This window comes from Klebsiella sp. w6, assembly GCF_033100215.1.
Lineage (GTDB): Bacteria > Pseudomonadota > Gammaproteobacteria > Enterobacterales > Enterobacteriaceae > Klebsiella > Klebsiella variicola.
On record NZ_CP136907.1, the window covers coordinates 2,110,303 to 2,130,067 of the forward strand.

Sequence of the window (19,765 nt, forward strand, 5' to 3'; positions counted from 1 at the left end):
AGTTAAAACGGGCAGCCGGTGCGGTGATCCCAGTCGTATTCCGCCTGGGCGTAAGCTACTGCCGAAATGAGATCGTTATATGCCTCGCCAGCTGCATCGCTGCGGAGGCCTTCGTATGGGCTTTTGTCCATCGGCACAGAGAAGCGGAACAGGCCTGACGGCTCTTTTGGCAGGGCGTCGATAATTTCCTGCGCCCGATCGTCAATCCACTTTTGCTTCTCTTCGGTGAGCGACTGCTCAGCCCATTTCCGTTCTTCGATAGCGTCGTATGCGCGGTATGCGTTCATAGCTCGCTCCTGAAATTTGGTTGTAAGAATCCCGGCACCGTATTGGCTGCCTGATAGCTGAGTTAAATTCTTCGTTTCGATTACCGGCTGAGACCTTGTCCCAACCCGTTCAGATAAACTTCAACCAGCAAGTCGGTTGTGTAAGTCCGCTCAATCCCGCGATGCAGGTAGAGGCGGCCGCGTTTATTTGCTGATGCTGTCCAGGTGCTTTCCCGATGCTTAACGAGCATCCCTGGGAGAACGGCGCCGCGGTTAACGGTCTGTGTCCCGTAATGATGACTAACCATTGAACACCCCCGTAACGTGCAGAATTTTGATAATCAACGCTGTCCAGATAACGCCGCAGATCAGCAGGCAGTAAATCAGTGAACGAATGCCGTTTCTGCTCATGCTGAACCACCAGGCATCAGGCAGAATGCGCTTGCTATCAGTACGCATACGACGATGGCGAATGCGTGTGCCAGAAACTTAAACCACTCAGTTTTATCTTCTTCGCGGATCATCTCTTCACCTTTGCCTTAAAGCCGGCTAGCTGAGCGTTTGACTTACGTCCGGCGTTGCCGGTGTTGTTTGGATGAATTGAATATACAAAACGTATTCATTACTTGCAATACAATACGTATACTTATTTTTTCTGCGAAAGATAACATTTTGTATTTTATGAAGGTTTATTTTTCCATTGGCAGTTTGAGTCAACGAAAATTGTTAGGGCTGATAGGCGCGCGTGGAATTGAAATGCGTAAAGAGTATGTCACGGGAAGGAGATCAGCCGGTCATGGCGCCGGCTAGAGGTTAGATAAGGCGAAGCTTGGTTTCTACGGCTACACCGATAATGCGGCAGTTACCATTAACTGGGACTAGTGGCCATTGGGGATTGAGGCCCTTCAGGTATTTCTGGCCCCCGTCAATAATCAGCTTTTTGAATGTTGCTTCGTTTGATTCTGATAGCTTAGCGATCACAAGGCTGCCATTTACTGGCTCACGGCCGGTATCAAACAAAACGTAGGTACCCTCGGGAATGCTAAGTCCGACTGGTGAAGTCATGGAATCTCCTTCAACCTGCAGCCAGAACGCTTCCCCTTGGATATGTGCATTGGACTCAAGCCACAAATCAACATCTTTGATGGAATAAGGTTCTATAGCCTCTCGCCACGATCCAGCCTGAACACTACTAAGCACTGGATATTCGTTGCCGCGCTTATATGGCCCAACGTACTCAACATCACCCTTGATGTTTTCATCGATTATCATGCCGCCAGCCCCCACAGAAAAATTATTCTTGCCGAGGAAGCGAAGGATTTTAGCTATGTCCTCCAGGCTGGGCTCTCTCCTTGCGTTTAGCCAATGACTAACGGCACCTTTGGTGATCCCGAGATGCTCTGCCAGTTCTTCCTGGTTTATGCCCTTCGTTTTCATGAGGGACTTTGCTAGGTCATACCATTTCATGCTCATACCCAAATGATACAAGTTGTATATCTTTCTTCGAGTCACAATTTGTATATTTACCTTGCGAGGGAAGAATACAATATGTATATTAAAACTGTTTAGAGGAGACCCGACATGAACAATCTAAGCAAGATCAGACGTCGAGCAGGGCTTACACAGCGCCAGATAGCGACGGAGCTTAATCTGACGGCCGGCGCTATCTGCCATTACGAAAACGGGAAACGGGATCTCAGTATTGAGCAATGCAGAAAGATAGTTGCTGCGCTTAACAAATACGGAGCTTGCGTCAGCATTGACGACGTTTTCCCCCCATCAAAAGCCAGTGCCGCCTGATTGGCGGCTCTTTTAGATAGCACAGAGGAAGTATCACAAATGGAGAGTTCAACGACACGCAACAAAGTGGAGGCTCGCAGGATAGAAAGCTGGTTACACAGCCAGATATCTGAACTGGGAACCACGAATATCGCCAAAGTGGCCGGAGTGAATAAATCGACGGTGAGTCGCTGGCGGGAAAGTCTCCTGCCGAACATGTCGCTACTTCTGGCCATCCTGATTTCTAACAGGCCGGGAGAGAAAGGTGATTTTGAAGCATGAGTGGGAACAGAAAGGCGAAAGCCGCAGTGGGCGAACACTAACGGCTTTCTACGCGAATTAACTGGATCAATTCACAGGAGTAATTATGAGTTCACTTTACCAGCATTACAACCAAAAAGATAAAAACGGAACCGGCATCAAGGTGAACAGGACGTTTATCGTTCCCCTGAAAGAGCTGTACGTCGAGCCCGGCCTGAATATCCGCGAAATCGACCAGGATCACGTCGCTGAGTTCCGCGATGCGTTTATCGCCGGCGAGTCGGTGCCTCCGCTGGACGTCCAGGTTACCGAGAAGGGCGTGAAGGTTATCGACGGTCACCACCGCTATTACGGCGCCATTGAGGCGACGAAAGCAGGTGCTGACATCATCCGTCTTGAGTGCAAAGACTTCGTCGGGAACGAAGCTGACCGGATCGCCTTCATGGTCACCAGAAACCAGGGGAAACCTCTCACTGCTCTGGAACGCGCAACTGCATACCAGCGTTTGAGAAACCAGGGGTGGGAGCCTGATGAGATCGCGAAGAAGGTTAAGCGTTCTCTGTCCGACGTCGACTATCACCTGCATTTGCTGACCTGCGGAGAAGAGCTGATCAGCATGGTTCGTGCCGGCGAAGTATCCCCGACAACAGCGGTTGCTTTATCCCGCGAGCACGGCCCACAGGCGGCCTCTGTAGCTGTTCGCCAGATGGATAAGGCCAGAGCGTCAGGTAAATCGAAATTAACCCGTAGCGCGGCGCTGCCGCAGTTTAGCGCAGCAAAGGCGCGCCAGTTTCTCCAGATAGTCGCTGATCAGGCTGACATTGAACTGCCAGCTGATGCGCGCGCCATCCTGGACAACTATCGCGAATTCCTGAAAGAGGCCGGCTGGGAGAGTGAAGCATGAACACCGCAGAAATACTCAAGTTTCCCGGCGCCGCGCCGGGGCAATTCAGGAGCAACTGGATGGAAAACCAGAAATCTGGCTACATCCCGTTGTACCGGAGCGTTCTCAAGCAGTCCTGGGCAAAAGATGTGTACCTCAGAACCCTGTGGGAAAACCTGCTGCTTAATGCTGCTCGTCAGCCATTCAGAGCGACTTTCAAAGGTCATGAGTGGTCACTGCTGCCCGGTCAACTGGTGGTCACAGCGGCCGATTTAGGGCTGCAGCTTTGCGACCGGAAAGGGAATCCTACTAGTCGCGATTCAGTAGAGAGAATGCTGGCCGTTTTTGTGCGCGAAGGGATGATTTCTATCGAAGGTGAGAAGCAAAAAGGGAGAGTGATCACCATCACAAATTTTGCAGAATATGCTCAAAAAACAGACAATTTACCCGCACATGAAGCCGCACATGAAGCCGCACATACTTGCGCACATGGCGAGCCCAGCAATGGCGCGGGTTTGAAGGTGGTGCCCGCACATGATGGCGCACATGAAGCCGCACAAACAACCGCACAACATGAACAAGAAGGTAATAACAAGAATAAAAACATTAAAAGATCTTCGTCCGAGAATTCTGGCGAATCCTCTGACGTCCGCCTGAAGAAATTTTTGTCTGCTCATCCTGATGCTGCGGTTTACACACCCAGCGGCAGCAAGTGGGGAACCGCAGAAGACGTTCGCGTTGCCGAGTGGATTTTCTCCAGGGTCAGGATGATCAACCCAACCTGCAAAGCTCCTGACATGACCGCCTGGTCAAACACGGTTCGACTGATGCGTCAGATCGACAACCGCAGCCACCAGGATATTTGCGGCATGTACGACTGGGCGAGCAAAGACTCGTTCTGGCATCGCAACATCCTGAGCCCTGATGCGCTGCGCAAGCAGTGGGACAAGCTGACCATGCAGCGCAGCGCGCCAGGGGTTCAGGTTGCCGGGAAGCCAAAAGTCGACCTGAACAACACTGACTGGATTTACGGGGTGCTCGAATGAAATCAATCGCTGAAAGCATGCACAACTTCGATCGGGAAAACTTCCAGCGCGTGGCTGCCGGGCTTCCTGAAATGCAGGAAGAGCAGGCAGTAAAGCGCCAGGCGGCAAAGACTGCGGAGATCTTCAACGAACTGTTCCGCCAGTTGCTCGCTGTGTTCCCGGCGCTGGCCAGCAAAACACCCGAGGAGATGAACGAGATGCGCCGGCAGTGGCTTCTGGCGTTCAAGGAAAACGGGATTGTCTCCATGGAGCAAATCAACGCCGGAATGCGCGTTGCCCGCAAACAGGATCGCCCGTTCATGCCATCGCCGGGTCAGTTTGTCGCCTGGTGCAAATCGGAATCAGCCGTATCTGCCGGGCTACCTGATGCAGTGGAACTGGTCGATATGGTTTACCAGTACTGCCGGACCCGCGGGCAATACCCGGATGCTGAGTCCTATCCGTGGCCAGAGCACAACGTCACGCCGGTAACGCTGAAGCACAAGGCCTGCTACTGGATGGTTACTGGACTGTACGCAGACATGCGCGCAAACGGCCTCAGCGACGCTGAGCTGCGCCGTAAGGCTCAGGATGAGCTGATGCGTATGGTGCGTCGTTTAAACGCAGGAGAAGCGATTCCAGAGCCGGTTAAGCAGATTCCAAAACTTGGTGGACGGCCATTAAGTCAGGAGCAGGGGTTAAACAAAATCGCAGAAATTCGGGCGAAATTTGGACTGGGGAGAGGGCGGTCATGAAAAAGAACTCGGGCAAACAAGCCGTTATTAACTTCATCGGCCAGCATCCTGGCTGCAGCTTTCAGGATATCCGCAGCGGTACCGGTCTTGACTCTTCAGTGGTCAATTCCTCCCTGTGGCAGATGAACAAAGACGGCCAGGTTAACCGTGAAGGTGAGTGCAGGAGCTACCGCTACACCCTGATCGACACAACAGCCGTAACCGAAAGCGATCCGTCTGTTCAGTATCGCCAGCGTCCTGGCGGCGTAAACCCAATGACCAACCTTTTTAACCAGTGCCTGGCGGGGGTAAGAAAATGAACATCGAAACAGTAAACGAGCTCATCGCCTCCCTGGAGAGCGCAGGCGAGCTGTCGATCAAAGAGCAGAAGTTCCTGAAGCTGGCTAAAGCGTTTAAGCAGCTGGCTGCGGAGAATGTGGCGCTGAAGGCTGTTTTTAGCCAGGAGGAAATCCCATCCGAAGCAGTCGATGCATTCATGGAAACCGCAGTAATGGATCATGACTGGAATGAAACCTCCGAGTGGTCATGGGTTGAAAACGAAACAGAGGTTATCCACGCCGTTCTGGGCGCACTTAAACCTGAAACCCCCGCCACCGATCGCATCGTAGCCGGGATTAAGGCTGATGGGGTGGAGGAGTGGGTTTCCAGCAGAGGCGGTCGATGGAACGGCACTACCGAAGAAGCGCTTAAGTTCGCCAAGCAGCTGCGCGAGGGGGACAAATGATTCACTTCCACGGAGGGCCAATCACGCCAGATACCTGTGCGTTGAAGGCGTGGAAGGGTCGCCATGCGTTCATTAGCTTTGCAAACGCTGGTCAGTTAGCACTGGCTAGCGAAGTTACTCAGTCATTTGCTCTGGATAACGGCGCATTCAGTTTCTGGACGAAAAAACGCGTTGTGGACTGGAACGAGTATTACCGGTTCGTCGAGCGTTGGGCTAATCACCCGCGGTTCTCATTCGCCATTATCCCGGACGTTATCGGCGGCAGTAGCGAGGAAAACGATGCGCTGATAGCAGAGTGGCCGCACGGAAAGTTCATTGGGGCGCCAGTGTGGCACATGAACGAACCAGACGAGCGGTTTATTCAGCTCTGCAATGAGTTCCCCCGCGTGGCAATCGGCAGCATGGGCGAATACGACGCAAAGCGGCCGCGCCGCTGTGTGGCTCGCCTGCGTGACTTAATCCGGCATGTTGTGGATGAGAACGGTTACCCGATTTGCAAACTGCACGGCCTGCGGATGCTTAATGCCGATATTTTCCGCCATATACCGCTGTCATCAGCTGATAGCACAAACGTGGCCCGCAATATCGGTATCGATAAATCATGGCAGAAATCAGCCTATGCGCCGGCCAGCAAAGAAACGAGAGCCGCTGTACTCGTTGAGCGTATCGAGTCAATGAACAGCGCCAGTGCGCTCAACTATAACGCCGAACGCGACCGCTTTATGCCGCAATTGGCCTTTGAGATTTAGGGAGTCAACCATGACTGATATCACCGAACTGACTAGCGTACAAAAAAACGCAAATATTCACCGTTTATCCAGGCTCATTGCCTACGCACCTAACGATGAATTGCGGCAAATGGCTTTTGAAGTTGAGCATTACACGGATCAGCTCATAGAGGCGCTGGAGAAGGCGCAGCTGAGTATCGCCGAACTGGAGCGCGAACAGGAGCATCTTCGCCCGGTAGGTGTGATGAGCGAGAAAGCATTTCACCGTCTTGAAAACAGCGAATGTCGCTTTATTGCGTTGTGGCCGCGCCCTGGTATCTTTTTGCAGCGCAAGCGCCCCGAGGACGGAGTGCTCGTTTATGCGCGTACAGCTGCCGCCGCTGGCATCAAGGTGGAGGCTGAGTAGATGGGCGTAAAAAAAATGATATGCGTCAGCTCCACTACGCCAGCCTGGTTTACTCCTGGCGCCGTATACGACTCAGAACCTCGCGGTACCGATATCTGCATTTGTGGCGACAACCTCGTTTCTGACCTCAATCTGTAGCGCGGCGATTTTTTTTGCATCAAAACGCTAAAAATATTGCATGTGTGGGATTTAGACATCCGCACAATGCAAAATCAATCGCTGAGAGGTTACGCCGCCTATCTACAGCATCCGGCGAACCCAAACGATCACATCCGGCGTCGTCACCCTCCAGCGGACAAGCGGTATCGTTTAGCACGGCCTAAATCCTTGTGCTGGAGAGGGCGAAAGTCTGGAACTAATAAAAAAAGTTGGCGGCTATCGATGGTGATAGCCGCTCATTTTATCGATTAATTACTCAATGGTTATTCCACGACTGGAAAGACGTTTTTTTGATCTGATGTAAACGGAAAGCATTTCAATCCCCGAAAGCGCCTTGTCGTATACAATATATTCAGCCACATCCAGCTTTACAGGATAACCGAGAGCGCTTGAGCTGTAGTCAATAGGTCCCACGCTGACATAATTAGTGCCTACGGTTTTTGCGTGTGCATACACCTTTTCAACGACAGAGGGCGTTTCACCTCCAACCAGTACGATAGAGTTCATCGTTGTAGAAGTGCCATTCTCAGACAAGGCCACAAACAGCCATTTATTTTCAAGACCGCCTGCCGGCTTCTCTCCCGTAACGCTGATTGACGGGCGGAACTGGCGGCGGATAAATGGGTTTTCATCAATATAAACCGCAGAGCCTGAGCTCTGGTTCAATGAGCCAAATAGTATTGATGCAGACGCAGTCGCTGCCGGAGTCGAATCAACGCGAATAACTGCACACTGTGTTTGTATCAGGCTATCCGCTTTATCGCTTCTTAGTCCGCGTTTTGCACTGGTATTCACCTGTAAAGAAAAATTACCTTCCTCGTTTGTTATCCCACCTGCTTTGGTTAGAATACGCCCGTGGACAAGCCCTGTAAGGGACAGGTCATTTCCATTAAGCGCCCAATGTTCATATGCATCGGCCTCATAAACAACCTCAAATCGTTCGATGTCGCTTTCAGGAATAACAGGTAAATCATTTCCTGAATAAATAACAGGTGTCTGAAAGAAGCCTAACATTATTCACCTACCTTGATTACGTTCAGCTCGAAGTGCGGGCAAACGTTAAATAACGGTCGCTCGACGCCAAGAATGTTAATGGTTGATGGCTCACTGTCTCGCAGGTTGCCAGATGCGCCATTGACGATGTTCAGCCCGGTGCCCAGGTAGTCGAGCGCGTAGCGCAGCGACACGGATTCGGTCGGCTCCTCAGCCAGCGTGATGAAGACCTGTTTGCCTTCGGTCATCATGGATTCGATGGTCTGCGTGGCGTTGCTGGCGATGCCTTTAACGCGAAAGCCGTTGTCGGTTGTGGGTGCCAGCTTCGACGTGTCGATAACGACGGGCGACACAGGCGGTTCAGTCAGCAGCGTGATAACACGCCCGCGCAGAGTCGCGGACACCGGCTTGAGGTACTGCGGTACGCACTTGTCGTGTACCAGTGTCTTGTAGGCTCTACCGATATAGCCGCTTAGCCATTTGTAGCCCACGTTTGTCAGGTGGGTGCCATCTGACGCAAACAGCAGGTGGTAGCACGGCGTCGTCAGGTGAAACTTCTCGTTTTCGTTCGCCAGATCCAGCTGCGCCAGCGCAACGGCTGTACTGGTTCGGACTTTGTACGAACACTGATACGTCAGGAAATGAACCGGCGACTGTTGGCCATTGATAGCTTTGATGTCCGTCTCGGTGCTGACCTGCAGGCCTTCAAGGTGTCCCCGATACACAACATAGGTCGTCGGTGGTGACTGGTCGTTATCCGTCTCGCCCTGGAGCCAGGGGATGACATGGACCGCTGAATCCGGGTTCAGCGCATACGCGCCATTAATCTGCGGTAAGAAGTTCGAGTTATACCAGGCAGTACCTTTCACCAGGTCTGCAATCTTTGTCCCGCCCTTGCCTGCAGTAGCGGCAAAAATGACGTGGTCCGACGGGTCCATACCATTCTCGATTGCTGCCAGCGTCGTTGCGTAGTTTGCCGCGCCAGAACAGAAGGTTTCGCCACGATTTCCGCCGCCGTCCGGTGCTGTGCGATTGTCTTCCACCAGTGGCGCAAGCGCAGTGTAGATGTGGTTGTAGCCACGCGGACCGCTCGAAAATGTCACGTTGGAATACGGCTGCACGGTCGAGATAACCGGCGTTCCCATTGCGCCAACGCTCAGAGACTGCCCGTAACCCTGCATGATGTTCATCGCTTTCGCGATAGGGCGAAGATTTTCAGCAAGCGGGATAAGTGGAGCCCTGATTATCTGGTTAGGATCAGCCGTAAAAGCGCCGACCACGCGTTGCTGATCTTTATCGTAGCCCAGCAGAACCTTATTACCGGTCGTATCGGTAAACCAGGGGAACACAGGACCATCGCCTTTGTACATGGCCAGGCCAAGCTGCTGTAGGGCCGTTTTTATCTGAACCTGGATCAGCTCATTAACTTTGTCGATTGCAAGAAGTCCTGCACCAATAACGCATTCCTTCTCACTGTCGTAGCCAAGCAGCACTTTCCCGGCAAGGTCAGTCTGCCACGGAAATACAGGGCCATTTCCCTTATAAACAGATGGGTTCATTAAAGAGAGAAAAATAGCGATCCTTTCAAAGGCTTCCTGAGACGGCATCTGCCTCCCGGTCGCCTCCAGAATACCATCGTTATTGATGTACTCGTTTGCTAGGGTGATATCTTCAGTGCTCGTTACCCAGCATTTAGAACCATTCAGAATATTACCGTAAAGGACATCATTTTGAGCATCAGGCAAGGCTGTAAAAAAACGGACTGTATTAGTTATTGCCCCCATGCCAGGCATGGATGCAATTTTTAGTGCTACACCGGCATCATTGAGGTAATAATTAAAAGACAAACTGCTGCCAACTCCCTCAGCAACACGAAATATTTTACCACTCGGTGTATTAGCTAAGCCTGTGATTGTACCATCCGGGTCTGATACAGTTTTATAGAACGTATATTCACGGTAATCACTGGCTGATTCTACCAGAATACGTAGCCAGTTAGTCCTATTGGCAAGTTGTGACGCCTGAAGGTTCAATATGCCACCAGGACCAGCTTTAGCTCTTTCTGACTCTTCAAGTTGATGTATACCAGATTCCCATGCAGGTTGTTCAGGTAAATTAGACATCATCACTCTCCCTGATCGTCGTAGCAGGCCAAATAATATTCGGCGAAAGGGATGTATCAACACGGTTAAGCAATACGCGATATGCCTGTAAACAAGACAGACGTGTTTTTTCTTCTTCAGTGGCCATATTAAGAGTCACTGCATCCTGAAGAATGGAAATATCCGCCGTTACCTGAGAAATTAACTCTTTTTTCTGCTGGTCAGCTGCGGCAACATCAGCGGCATGCTGAGCGTCTGCATCTGTTACCCAGGCAGAGCCGTCCCATTTGTCGTATGGGGTTGATGGTGCAGAGGTCGTTACAGTGTCAGGTATGGGGCCGGGCTCGGTAATAACGTGGCTGGCCAGCGTCTGAATGTCATAGACGGTGATACCGCGATAATCATCGGTAACAGACCAGGACGAATTATCGTCAGAACGAACAGCAACCTGATATTCACTTTGTACAGGAGGTTCTTCCAGGCATGAAAAGGCAGGCAGGCCAACACCGACATGAATATAAACTTCCTCGGTACCGATAAACTCACGGGAAGTCATATCAAAATGAAATACCTGAGCCGTACCCGCCTGAGTTGCAATCAAATTGCTGTCAAATACTGCTTTAATATCGCCAGACATTACGCCGCCCTCACAATATAATGAAATGCCATGTTTTTAACCGTGGTTTCTGAATTACCAGACGCATCGACAGTAATCGTGTGAGAGTGCGATCCCAAAACAACATCATGTGTATGCGCACCAGCTGTTGAAGTTGTCCCGAAACCATCGCCACTATTGCTACCCACTTCCTGATCGCTACCCCCCTGTTTCTGCATACCAGAACCCCAGGAGTGACTATGGTCACCGTTATTGCTGGTGGTTTTGGTTCCTAAATCAGTAGCCGATGCAGATGCGTTATGCGTATGGGATTTATTTCCATCACCTTCAAGACTTAGCAGCGCACGACCAGAGGCCGGTAACCCTTTGATTGTCTGACCACGTAAATCAGGTAACGAGCCGCCAGTATAAACCGCCGCCAGATTCGGATAGGTCACAGCGCTGAATGACGCTCCGTTGCAGATTAAATAACCCGTCGGTGGTGTACTGGTTGGCCAGGGTAGCGGTATGCCGTAAGGTACCGACATATTTGAATCCACCATGATTTTATTAATGGCCTGCAAAACCTGCGTATTACTGTCGCCATCAGGATTGATATTTGCAGCAGCCAGAATAGACAGCAGTTCACTTTGTACAGACCGGATGGCACCCTGCACATTATTCAGGAACAATGCTCTGACAATGGTTCCCAGCGTCCCCAGCGAGGGGTTACCGTCGCTGAATTCATTATTTGGTGCATCAACCGGGGGCATCAGGCTTTGCATAAAATACTCCGTTAATCGGTGGTTTTTTCTACGTAGCCGGTCATTGGCTGTTCGCCATCCAGCGCAAATGAACCATCCAGATACAGCGGCCAGGTCATTTCGGATTCGTAGAGGAAATAACAAAGGGTATGTGCGGGCTTTAATTCATTGAATGTCGTTTCAAGAACTTTATCGCCCAGCGTCATGAGCCGTTCGCCAACGCGGGAAGTCCCGGCGCGGAAATAATAAAGAGGAACTTCTAACCCATAGACGTTTACCCGCCACGTAAAAATAATATCGTCGATATAGAGCGTGTCACCGCAACGACTGGAACCGACCCTGAAAGGTTGTAATTCATCAATAGTGATGGTGTAACCAATCCTGCTGGCCATGGTGATGAAATACGGAATACTCAAACCACCAATTTCTGACAGCTTAATCAGGACGCGATCGAGACGCTGCTGATACCCGTCATCCTCATTAGGCGTGACGTCTAAAACACGCTCCCAGTCTGTCAGCAGGTTATCAGCAAAAAAGGGTGCAACAGCGTTCAGTGCATTATTTGCTGATTCATCCGTTGCATCGAATGCGTTACCTTCTGCCGATAACTCAGCAGATAAGGCTGGTTGCTGCGTATCGTAGGCAACCGGCGGCAGTAACAGGGATAAGAGGTTCTTCGCATTGCTCATAGCTGCGATACCTCGATGCTGCCGACACGGATCCATTCCACGACGGTTTCACTGACGTCAGGAAATACGTTCGACGTCGGCGAGACGATGACCCTGTCCACGACACCGGTCACGATAGAAATCAGCATCTCAGCCTGTGAGCGAATAAACGGCTCACCCGGCGGTAATTTATTGATATAGTCGGTCAGCGTAGAAATAATGTTTTCACGCGCCACATCAATTGTCACACCATCAAGCGAAACCTGAATATCCAGGTCTACCGTTTTAATCGTTGGCCCCAGTACCAGACAGTTCTTTGCTGTTACCGGACGTACATCGTCGATATATGCCTGCGTGGCGGCAATAATTTCGGCGGAGGGTAAACCGTCGGCTGAGGTAATAACCACGTCAACAGTACCCAGCCCGCGCCGCAGAGGATATACATAAGCGGCCGTGACGCCATCCACGGACATCGCCCAGCGGCGGTAATCGTACTTATTCCCGCCGGCTGGAGCGCGACGAATAATGTCAAGCAGACGGTCCAGCAGCTCGGTATCCGATTCCTGGTCAGTCCCCCCGGACATAATCCCGATAATAACGGTACTGTCGAACCCTGTCGGCGTGCTGGTAAATGTGCCTGTTGTGATAGCCGTGGTATTACCGGCAGCGCCGGCAGTGGAATAGCTTGCCGCTACCGTGCCGTTACCCTCGGCATCAAGCGTGATCGCCGCTGTGGTGGTATACGTCAGGCTACCGCGCGTCACACTGTAGCCAGCTGTTGCCGTCGCGCCGGGTTCGCCGGTGACCGTCAGGGTACCGCTGGCCGTGGTGGCCGACTTGCGATACAAGCCGCGTGTGCGGGCGTGCCATTCGAGAAACTCGGTATCGGCGGTGTCGGGAAATATCTGGCGAACTATCCAGCCCTGATACTGATAAATACCGGTGGCCACGCTGGCGACTGCGCTGGCGCGGATATATAAGTCGCTGTCAACGCCGATATCCGCGTCTGTATTCAGGTTTTTAATATCGCGCAGAATATCGCTGCGGATATCGTCAAACGTCGGCGTGATAAACGGCATTAAATAACCCTCACAAAATGCTTAAAGGGGACGGTAATACCATCGGCCTGAATAACGGTGATCAATAAAAGGAGCCAGCCCGGCTCCCCCTGAAAGGTTTCTACTGTGATACTTTTTGCCCGACCGTCGGTATCGGCCGTCAGCGGTGCCAGCGCCTCTTCGGCATACTGGCGAGCGAGCTTATGTACGCGGGTTACATCTTTCTCTCTCCTCAGCAGGTAAAGCTTTGAACCGACGTCCGGCTGCGCCCACCACGAGCCGAGCGGGATGGTCAGACGCAGATACACTGCGTTAGCCAGGGTGCTGGTGCTCGTGCCGGCGTAGTCGCCGGTTGTCGGGTCTAATAGTCTGTCCACGCTGCCATGATGGCAGCGCGGTATACACGGATTAAGCTGAAGAGGTTCAGTGGGTTCGGAGGGGGTTACATCTGCTGGTTCGGTTTATCCGTTGTGCCGGCGTCGCCGCCATGCTCGTGGTCATGGTTATCATAGGTTTCACGCATCGCATCAAGCGTGGATTTACCGTCAGATAGCTGGTCTGAGGCTTTGAGTAATGGTGTTTCAAATGTTGCGCCGGCGGTGGCGGTGACGCCATAGTCCTCAGCATCCACGGTATATTTTTTTGTCTTCACGTGGTACTCGTCGCACTCCACCTCGACGATTCGACCCTTTTTGATATGCACAAAAGCGCCTTCGTCGGAGTAGATGGCCACTTCACCACTCGCCACCTGCAGGCGGTATGCGCCGTTCTCCGTGGCGATGATGATAGAGTGCGACGTCTGGCCGCCGATGGGGAGCACGATACACTGAGTGCCGGCAGGCGGGCAACTGGTAAACCCGAAGTGCTGGAACAGTTCGGCGTCCTGCAGCTTCTCGCCGGCGAGGCCGTTAACCTGTACCTGCTGGATAGTTAAATCGCTTTTAACACGGGTTAAACGCCCTCTGAAAGCGAGCCTGATACCGCGCAGTGCGGAGCGGATACGTTGATCAACCTGGTTCCACATCGACAATCCCCGTTTCCAGTTTTTTCTTTTTCCGTCCCTTGCGGGCCTTTTTCTTCTTCGGCCACGCGTCAGGTATCCAGACGCCGTCTTCTTTCAGCCTGAGCGTGGTCACCGCGCCGCCCGGACGTCCGCCGGTGAACTCCCGCCCCATCAGAAAATAAACAGCATCGATGCCGTGCGGCTCGCTGATAACGTGGATGCGCTGCCCTGGCTCCCATAACACGCCGTCGCTGGTACGGTGGCCCTGAACACGGGCAATCAGGCTGTAACCCTCAAGGCGGGCATCGGCCATCATCTTACGGGCGCGGTAGCGAACCTGCTCCAGGTCATCGGCGTCATGCATGACCATCACCTGCGGCCGGTAATACGTGACGGTTGGATCCTCCACAACAAACTGCAGGCCATGCTGGCCAGTCTCGGCGATGCCGGTATCAAGCTCGGTATCTGCGGCTGCGTCGTCACTATCCGTGGATATCGTCAGGGATGCCGGGCTGGTGACGTCAATAATACCGGTCTCCAGCTTTTTCTTGTTATTGGTCGAGTGTGCATGTCCCTGCGCCAGCACAGTCAGGCGGGAGAAGCTGCGCTCCATGCTGCTTTCATCGGTGAGACTGAGCAGGTTATTGCCCTCGCCGGAACGGCGCATTACCAGCGTGGCCACCGGCGCGGCCGTATAATCCGGGCCACCGATGACCAGCGTGCCATCAGGCCGGAACCATGGCCAGAGCCCGCGACCGGCACAGGCCCTAAGCAGGATATCCCATGCCCGCTCGCCCGGTTCGGTGGTGATTTTGTCATTGCGGATGGAGCTCTCGGCGTGCAGCTCGATGTTTTTGATACCCAGCGGCCGCACGACCTGGGCGATGACTTCTTCCAGGCTGGTCTGACGGCTGGTCAGCAAAGGTGATGCACAGTCCACCAGGATGGCCGCACCGTCACGGCCGGAGACGGACAGCGATACCTGATCCCGGCTGACGGTACGGGAAACCCGGTCTATGCGCCCGGACATCACAACATCCGGCCCGACGCGAACCTGGACAGGAACGCCCCGGGCCACGCCGTCAGGGAAGATGCCTGCAGGCAGACCGAGACGCATCGACCAGGCATCGGCGGGGATAAGAAAGTCACTGTCGATACCGTAGCCGGACCAGTCGGAATGCACCTTACCACCGACGATCACAGAGACCTTGTCGAGGTCGATATCCTGCGTGGCCTGTTTATTCTGCGTAGCCATTCAGCACGTCTCCCGGGATGATGTTGTTAGGGTCACGGAGGGACGGATTAAGGAGCTTCAGCTCGCCTGCGCGGGTGTAGTCGCCGTACCACAGGTGCGCCAGCAGGTGCAGGTTCGTGGCGCTGGCCACGGTACGCTGAATCATCGGCGGCCGGGCATTAATCAGGGCCACAGCCATCGACTGCAGGGACAGCGCAGTATCGCGCAGGCCATCAATCACCGGCTGATACTGCAGGGCGATCGACGTCTCCGAACTGCTGACGGTCTCCATCTCCGCCGCCCAGGTACTGCGCACGCTGTCGATGGCGTTCTGTACCGCGTGGCGGGCATCACCGGCGATCAGACTGATATCATCGGGACTGAGCGAGGCCGTAATGGTCTCATCACTGAGAAGGTCTGATGCCTGCTGCGCCAGCTCGATGGCCACGCTGATCATGGTCATGGCGATGAGCTCGCGGATATCACTGGTGGTCACGTTTGCCGGCATCTCGACTGATGCCGTTACATCGCCAGTGACCAGACCCCCCGGCAGCGCGGCCACTTCATCGGCCTGTGTTTTTACCGCCGCCCAGTCCGCGATGACCACGGCCGGCGCTGACGCATAGACGGCAGAGTCGCTGCTGATGGAGCTCATCGCCGCTGAGCTCTGCAGGCTGAGGGCCGACTGAATATCGTTCATGAAAGCGGACGGAAAATTCACAAAATCGGTGGTGCTGCTGATAAACCCGGTGATATCGCCGCGCAGAACCGCAACCATATTCAGCGCCGTCACGCCCAGCGCTTTGGCCCGGGCCAGATACTGCCGCGCCGTTCGTAGCGGCTTCATGGCGTTATCCAGCAGCGTCGCGGTGTTATCGAGGATCCCCTGAGCCTGGTTGAATATGGCGTCGGCCTGGCTGAGTGGCCACTCGCGTACAAAGAACTCGACATCCAGACCTGACTGCAGGAACTGCAGATCAACGGTGCAGTAATCGGGGTTATCCGCGTCGTGGTTTACCTGGTAGACGTAACACAGCATATCCGGCATGGAGCCGAACACCGGGTGAATCAGCTCGCCCGGACCACGCGTATCGAGGGCTGCGATAAACGCCTGCAGCCGGCTTTCGTAGTCGTCGCCAAAAAACACAGCTTGGCACTGCAGGCTGCGAGGTTTAGCGCCGAGATCATCAATATTAGCCCCGTTGCGATACGGGTATTCATGTTGGGCGATATCGCGCTGCACGCTGTCACGCGCGGTAATGATATCGAACGCGACGCCCCGGAAGCTGGCGTCCTGCAGGTCTGTTTCCCATGCCATCAGTGCGGTCCTCCCTGCGGCCCACGCGCAGCAGACTGGCCGTTAGCTTCGTTAACGACCTCTGCCAGTACCCGGCCATCGACCTGCAGCTGGGTGGTGATGTTGATGGGGGGCTGCGCCGCTGGCTGCTGCGCGAACGGCGGCACCGGGTAACCGTTGGCTGACTGAGGGATACTGATACTTGATGGTGAAGCCCACCAGGCTTTTACTTCATCCCATGCATCCATGAGCCCCGGGCGGGATTTCAGTGCATCAAGCATCCTGGCCTGATCGTTAGGGTAATTACCTTTTTCAAGCCGGGCGCGCGCCTCGGCATCACCACGACTGACCTGCAACAGTGGCGCGGCGTCAGCACCTTGCCAGAGTGCAAACGGTGCCAGTACACGACCACCGATGAGGCCGAGCCGGCCAGCCCAGCCCGGAATACGGCTGGCTGCTCCAGCACCTGCCGCTGCAGTACCGCCGGCTGTTGCTGCCGCACCTGCAGAGGAAAGAAACTTGATGCCGGCGAACGCCCATGCTGCGGCCGTCATTGCTTTGATTGCGGTTTCAGCGCCAGCTAGTGCTTTTGTCAGGCCCGGATACGCGCCAGCGTAATCGTTGAGTTCGCCAGAGAGCTTACCCAGCACATCTGACAGCGGCTGGATAGAGTCCATCTGCGCAAAATCCCGGGTATTGTTGAGCTGGTTGACCTTGAAAAGGTTTGTCCCTTTGATTAACTCAAAGTTCTGCTCACCAGCTGTCTGCCCTTCAGGCAAATCCCGCTGAAGGTTGGCGCTATCTCGGACATCGTAGGCATATTTGCGATTCGCTCTGTAGGCAACCAGGGCCATCAGTGCTTGCTGATCTGCGATAATTCGCCCAACAGAAGAGCCTTCCAGTACTTTTGCCTGAGATGCCATTATTTGTTGGCGGGTAGACCCGTCAGTCGTACCCGCTAGTTGTTTCTCAAGTTTCTGATATGCAGGATTACTCGCGACGATCTTGTCTACTATCCCACTAAATGCATCAAGAGCATTCAATCCCTTACCCTGGGCGGCAACAATGGAGCCCGGAAGATCAATACCTTTACCGTTATAAACGATACGGGCAGCAGCATTTGCTGCATCCTGGCTCGTTATTTTTGCCAACAATTGAGTTACGTTCGTACCCGCCTGATCACTGGAACCTGCAGTAATAGCAGCTGCCTGATTAAAACCCAGGAGGGAAGCGAAATCGTCCAGGCCTCTCATGCCGGCATTACTCGCATTCGCAAGCTGAGCCGGTAAGAACTTCGCCATATCGGCAAGCTCGAATGAGCCAGCCTGTCCAGCACTTATCGCCATGTTGAGAGCTTTAGGTATATCACCATCATTGAGGCCGAAAGTTTGCTTCAGACGAATCGCTATCATGGCGAGGTCTTTAGAATCAGCACCTGTTGCCGTTGAATATTTTTGCAGTGTGGGGAGTAGACGTTCTGCTGAACCGTAATCAACAGCCCCAGAGGCCAGGAGCGTATCAAGCGTATCAGCAGCCGTCTCCTTACTACCACCACCAACAGAAACGGCACGGCGGATCAACTTATCCATCGACTGCATGCCTGCCTGACGGCCGGCAAGGTTATCATCTGCAAACGCAGTGTTGGCCATCATGGCCAGACGCTGCTGATACGTCATCTGGTTACGCACTGAGGGGGCGACAATGGCCCCCGCGGCTGCGATACCGCCGGCGAACGCTGTGACATTACCACCCCACATACGGGCGCGTTCCATGCGTGACATTGACTGACCGGCACCATTGAGCTCGGTGCGCAGCTGCGCGACCTGGTTCGTCATCGCACGAAACGCGCGGGTCTGTTCATTAGCGGTGAGGGTGCCGGTTCGGAGAAGACGATTATAGGCGGCCTGCGTCTGCGCTATCTCGCGCTGGATGTCGCGTTCAGAACGGATCCCCAGCACAGAACGGGCATTCGCTGCCCGCTGATACTCCTGCTGCAGGGTTCGGGATGCGCGGATGCCGCTCTGTGCCGACTGTTCACGGGCGCGGGCGGCTTCCTCCTCGGCTTTCTTGTTAGCATTGGTCTGCTTTAAGACGTCGGCCAGCGTCTGGCGCAGTACCTTAGACCCCTGGTCTTTTGCCATCAGGGTCATGGCAAGCTGTAGAGCACGCATTTACCTTTTCCCCTTCTTTTTCCTGCGGGATTTGACGTGAGGTGTACGGGCTGCTGGCTTCCTGCCATGCAACCCGTCGAGGTCATCCAGCCAGCTGGTCAGCTCGCTGACGGTCATTCCTTCGATGCGGTCTGCGCTGATGCCGAATCGTCCGAGGATGAGGGTGGCTCGCCTGAGCCCTGAGAGGCCGGCAGCACGCGCATCCGCTTTTTTTTAAGCCCGGTCAGCTCGGCATCCAGAAGATCCATATCTTCATCGGTCAGGCCATCGAGCAACAGCTCGGCGGTGATCTCCTCTTTGGGGAGGTCGCCCAGCGACTCAATCACTTCAGCCATAATTGCGGCACGGTAGTACATGGAAGCGGCCGGGGATTCGGCTTCTCCCATAGCTTCCGTCGTCGCCGCCAGCGCTGCGACGGTATGGCGAATGACCGGAACCGTCACGGTGTAGTCATAGTGAATGGTGTCACCGTGAGGCACGCCGTAGAGTAATTGTCCTGATGCTTTCATTAGCCTTGTACCTTACGCAGTGACTGGATCGTGATATCGCGGCGGGCTTCGTTATCCACGGTGTACTGTTCGCCTGTCTGGGTGGTGAAGCAGTCCAGGTAGCTATACAGCGGGTTACCGTCCATATCCATGGTGGTCAGTTTTGCGCCCTCCATTTCATCCCAGTCCGGCTGCGCAACGTTTTTCGGCATCACGACGGTGATCTGCAACTGGTGCTCGGCGATGCCTTTTGCGAAGCCTTTCGCGCGGCCGGTACGGTTCATCGTCTTCACCAGCTTGCGGCCGGTGTTCGTCTGGGGACGAATATCGGTAACCTCAATCTCCTGGCCGTCCACGTACAGGACGATTGAGCCGACGTATTCTTCAAGTGCCATTTACATGCTCT

General features: G+C 53.8%; 26 protein-coding genes. 9 read left to right on the forward strand and 17 right to left on the reverse strand.

The features are described 5' to 3' along the window. Positions 1-2 precede the first annotated feature (2 nt). The 4 genes from gamL to R0140_RS10195 form a co-directional block, all read right to left on the reverse strand. The gene (gene gamL / locus R0140_RS10180) at positions 3-287 is read right to left on the reverse strand and encodes a host nuclease inhibitor GamL (RefSeq protein ID WP_016529276.1); all 285 of its coding nucleotides are present in this window, start codon (positions 285-287) and stop codon (positions 3-5) included. Between the two features lie 80 nt (positions 288-367). Beyond that, a complete protein-coding gene (locus R0140_RS10185; protein ID WP_008807814.1) occupies positions 368-574 on the reverse strand; it encodes a phage encoded cell division inhibitor protein in 207 nt (68 codons plus the stop codon). After that, positions 567-677, reverse strand: a complete 111-nt coding sequence (locus R0140_RS10190) for a hypothetical protein (protein ID WP_032429701.1) — start codon at positions 675-677, stop codon at positions 567-569. The genes R0140_RS10185 and R0140_RS10190 overlap by 8 nt, the downstream gene beginning before the upstream one ends. Positions 678-1,079: 402 nt before the next feature. Further along, entirely contained in the window at positions 1,080-1,739 is a 660-nt protein-coding gene (locus R0140_RS10195) for a LexA family protein (RefSeq protein ID WP_194418629.1), read from the reverse strand. 108 nt (positions 1,740-1,847) lie between these two features. Between R0140_RS10195 and R0140_RS10200 the strand changes: the two genes are divergently transcribed. The 9 genes from R0140_RS10200 (at position 1,848) to R0140_RS10240 (ending at position 6,827) form a co-directional block, all read left to right on the forward strand. Beyond that, positions 1,848-2,066 carry a helix-turn-helix transcriptional regulator gene (locus tag R0140_RS10200; RefSeq protein ID WP_004191589.1) on the forward strand — a complete coding sequence of 73 codons (219 nt, stop codon included), beginning with the start codon at positions 1,848-1,850 and terminating at the stop codon, positions 2,064-2,066. 39 nt (positions 2,067-2,105) lie between these two features. Next, positions 2,106-2,327 carry a CII family transcriptional regulator gene (locus R0140_RS10205; RefSeq protein ID WP_194418627.1) on the forward strand — a complete coding sequence of 74 codons (222 nt, stop codon included), beginning with the start codon at positions 2,106-2,108 and terminating at the stop codon, positions 2,325-2,327. 85 nt (positions 2,328-2,412) lie between these two features. Then, positions 2,413-3,210: a ParB/RepB/Spo0J family partition protein gene (locus tag R0140_RS10210; protein WP_064114958.1), complete on the forward strand. Its 798-nt coding sequence runs from the start codon at positions 2,413-2,415 to the stop codon at positions 3,208-3,210. Then, positions 3,207-4,235 (forward strand): replication protein, encoded by a 1,029-nt coding sequence (locus R0140_RS10215; protein ID WP_411555536.1) that lies wholly within the window; start codon positions 3,207-3,209, stop codon positions 4,233-4,235. The genes R0140_RS10210 and R0140_RS10215 overlap by 4 nt, the downstream gene beginning before the upstream one ends. Beyond that, a complete protein-coding gene (locus tag R0140_RS10220; protein WP_223429191.1) occupies positions 4,232-4,969 on the forward strand; it encodes a replication protein P in 738 nt (245 codons plus the stop codon). Before R0140_RS10215 ends, R0140_RS10220 begins: the two co-directional genes overlap by 4 nt. Continuing rightward, on the forward strand, positions 4,966-5,268 hold the full coding sequence (locus R0140_RS10225; RefSeq protein WP_100091654.1) for a hypothetical protein: 303 nt from the start codon (positions 4,966-4,968) through the stop codon (positions 5,266-5,268). Before R0140_RS10220 ends, R0140_RS10225 begins: the two co-directional genes overlap by 4 nt. After that, positions 5,265-5,693 (forward strand): dynein light chain family protein, encoded by a 429-nt coding sequence (locus tag R0140_RS10230; RefSeq protein WP_317703978.1) that lies wholly within the window; start codon positions 5,265-5,267, stop codon positions 5,691-5,693. The genes R0140_RS10225 and R0140_RS10230 overlap by 4 nt, the downstream gene beginning before the upstream one ends. Further along, the gene (locus tag R0140_RS10235; RefSeq protein ID WP_023316697.1) at positions 5,690-6,442 is read left to right on the forward strand and encodes a hypothetical protein; all 753 of its coding nucleotides are present in this window, start codon (positions 5,690-5,692) and stop codon (positions 6,440-6,442) included. The genes R0140_RS10230 and R0140_RS10235 overlap by 4 nt, the downstream gene beginning before the upstream one ends. A 10-nt stretch (positions 6,443-6,452) precedes the next feature. Further along, the gene (locus tag R0140_RS10240) at positions 6,453-6,827 is read left to right on the forward strand and encodes a hypothetical protein (RefSeq protein ID WP_317703979.1); all 375 of its coding nucleotides are present in this window, start codon (positions 6,453-6,455) and stop codon (positions 6,825-6,827) included. A 411-nt stretch (positions 6,828-7,238) separates the two neighbouring features. Here the strand turns inward: R0140_RS10240 and R0140_RS10245 are convergent, their stop codons facing one another. The 13 genes from R0140_RS10245 to R0140_RS10305 form a co-directional block, all read right to left on the reverse strand. Next, positions 7,239-8,000, reverse strand: a complete 762-nt coding sequence (locus R0140_RS10245) for a hypothetical protein (protein ID WP_317703980.1) — start codon at positions 7,998-8,000, stop codon at positions 7,239-7,241. Continuing rightward, positions 8,000-10,105, reverse strand: a complete 2,106-nt coding sequence (locus R0140_RS10250) for a hypothetical protein (RefSeq protein ID WP_317703981.1) — start codon at positions 10,103-10,105, stop codon at positions 8,000-8,002. Before R0140_RS10250 ends, R0140_RS10245 begins: the two co-directional genes overlap by 1 nt. Next, on the reverse strand, positions 10,095-10,718 hold the full coding sequence (locus R0140_RS10255) for a tail fiber assembly protein (RefSeq protein ID WP_317703982.1): 624 nt from the start codon (positions 10,716-10,718) through the stop codon (positions 10,095-10,097). The genes R0140_RS10250 and R0140_RS10255 overlap by 11 nt, the downstream gene beginning before the upstream one ends. Beyond that, positions 10,718-11,461, reverse strand: a complete 744-nt coding sequence (locus tag R0140_RS10260) for a phage tail protein (protein WP_317703983.1) — start codon at positions 11,459-11,461, stop codon at positions 10,718-10,720. The genes R0140_RS10255 and R0140_RS10260 overlap by 1 nt, the downstream gene beginning before the upstream one ends. Positions 11,462-11,472: 11 nt before the next feature. Continuing rightward, positions 11,473-12,129, reverse strand: a complete 657-nt coding sequence (locus R0140_RS10265; RefSeq protein WP_248887539.1) for a YmfQ family protein — start codon at positions 12,127-12,129, stop codon at positions 11,473-11,475. Further along, on the reverse strand, positions 12,126-13,187 hold the full coding sequence (locus R0140_RS10270) for a baseplate J/gp47 family protein (RefSeq protein ID WP_317703984.1): 1,062 nt from the start codon (positions 13,185-13,187) through the stop codon (positions 12,126-12,128). Before R0140_RS10270 ends, R0140_RS10265 begins: the two co-directional genes overlap by 4 nt. Continuing rightward, complete coding sequence (locus R0140_RS10275; protein ID WP_060591309.1) at positions 13,187-13,543, reverse strand: phage GP46 family protein; 357 nt, start codon at positions 13,541-13,543, stop codon at positions 13,187-13,189. Before R0140_RS10275 ends, R0140_RS10270 begins: the two co-directional genes overlap by 1 nt. Positions 13,544-13,608: 65 nt before the next feature. After that, the gene (locus tag R0140_RS10280; RefSeq protein WP_317703985.1) at positions 13,609-14,190 is read right to left on the reverse strand and encodes a phage baseplate assembly protein V; all 582 of its coding nucleotides are present in this window, start codon (positions 14,188-14,190) and stop codon (positions 13,609-13,611) included. Then, complete coding sequence (locus R0140_RS10285; protein WP_317703986.1) at positions 14,174-15,424, reverse strand: phage baseplate assembly protein; 1,251 nt, start codon at positions 15,422-15,424, stop codon at positions 14,174-14,176. The genes R0140_RS10280 and R0140_RS10285 overlap by 17 nt, the downstream gene beginning before the upstream one ends. Then, positions 15,408-16,721, reverse strand: a complete 1,314-nt coding sequence (locus R0140_RS10290) for a DNA circularization protein (protein WP_317703987.1) — start codon at positions 16,719-16,721, stop codon at positions 15,408-15,410. Before R0140_RS10290 ends, R0140_RS10285 begins: the two co-directional genes overlap by 17 nt. Further along, the gene (locus R0140_RS10295) at positions 16,721-18,871 is read right to left on the reverse strand and encodes a phage tail tape measure protein (RefSeq protein WP_317703988.1); all 2,151 of its coding nucleotides are present in this window, start codon (positions 18,869-18,871) and stop codon (positions 16,721-16,723) included. Before R0140_RS10295 ends, R0140_RS10290 begins: the two co-directional genes overlap by 1 nt. A 113-nt stretch (positions 18,872-18,984) precedes the next feature. Then, positions 18,985-19,380 carry a hypothetical protein gene (locus R0140_RS10300; RefSeq protein ID WP_224742551.1) on the reverse strand — a complete coding sequence of 132 codons (396 nt, stop codon included), beginning with the start codon at positions 19,378-19,380 and terminating at the stop codon, positions 18,985-18,987. Further along, positions 19,380-19,754 carry a phage tail protein gene (locus R0140_RS10305; protein ID WP_110540628.1) on the reverse strand — a complete coding sequence of 125 codons (375 nt, stop codon included), beginning with the start codon at positions 19,752-19,754 and terminating at the stop codon, positions 19,380-19,382. The genes R0140_RS10300 and R0140_RS10305 overlap by 1 nt, the downstream gene beginning before the upstream one ends. Between the last annotated feature and the right edge of the window lie 11 nt (positions 19,755-19,765).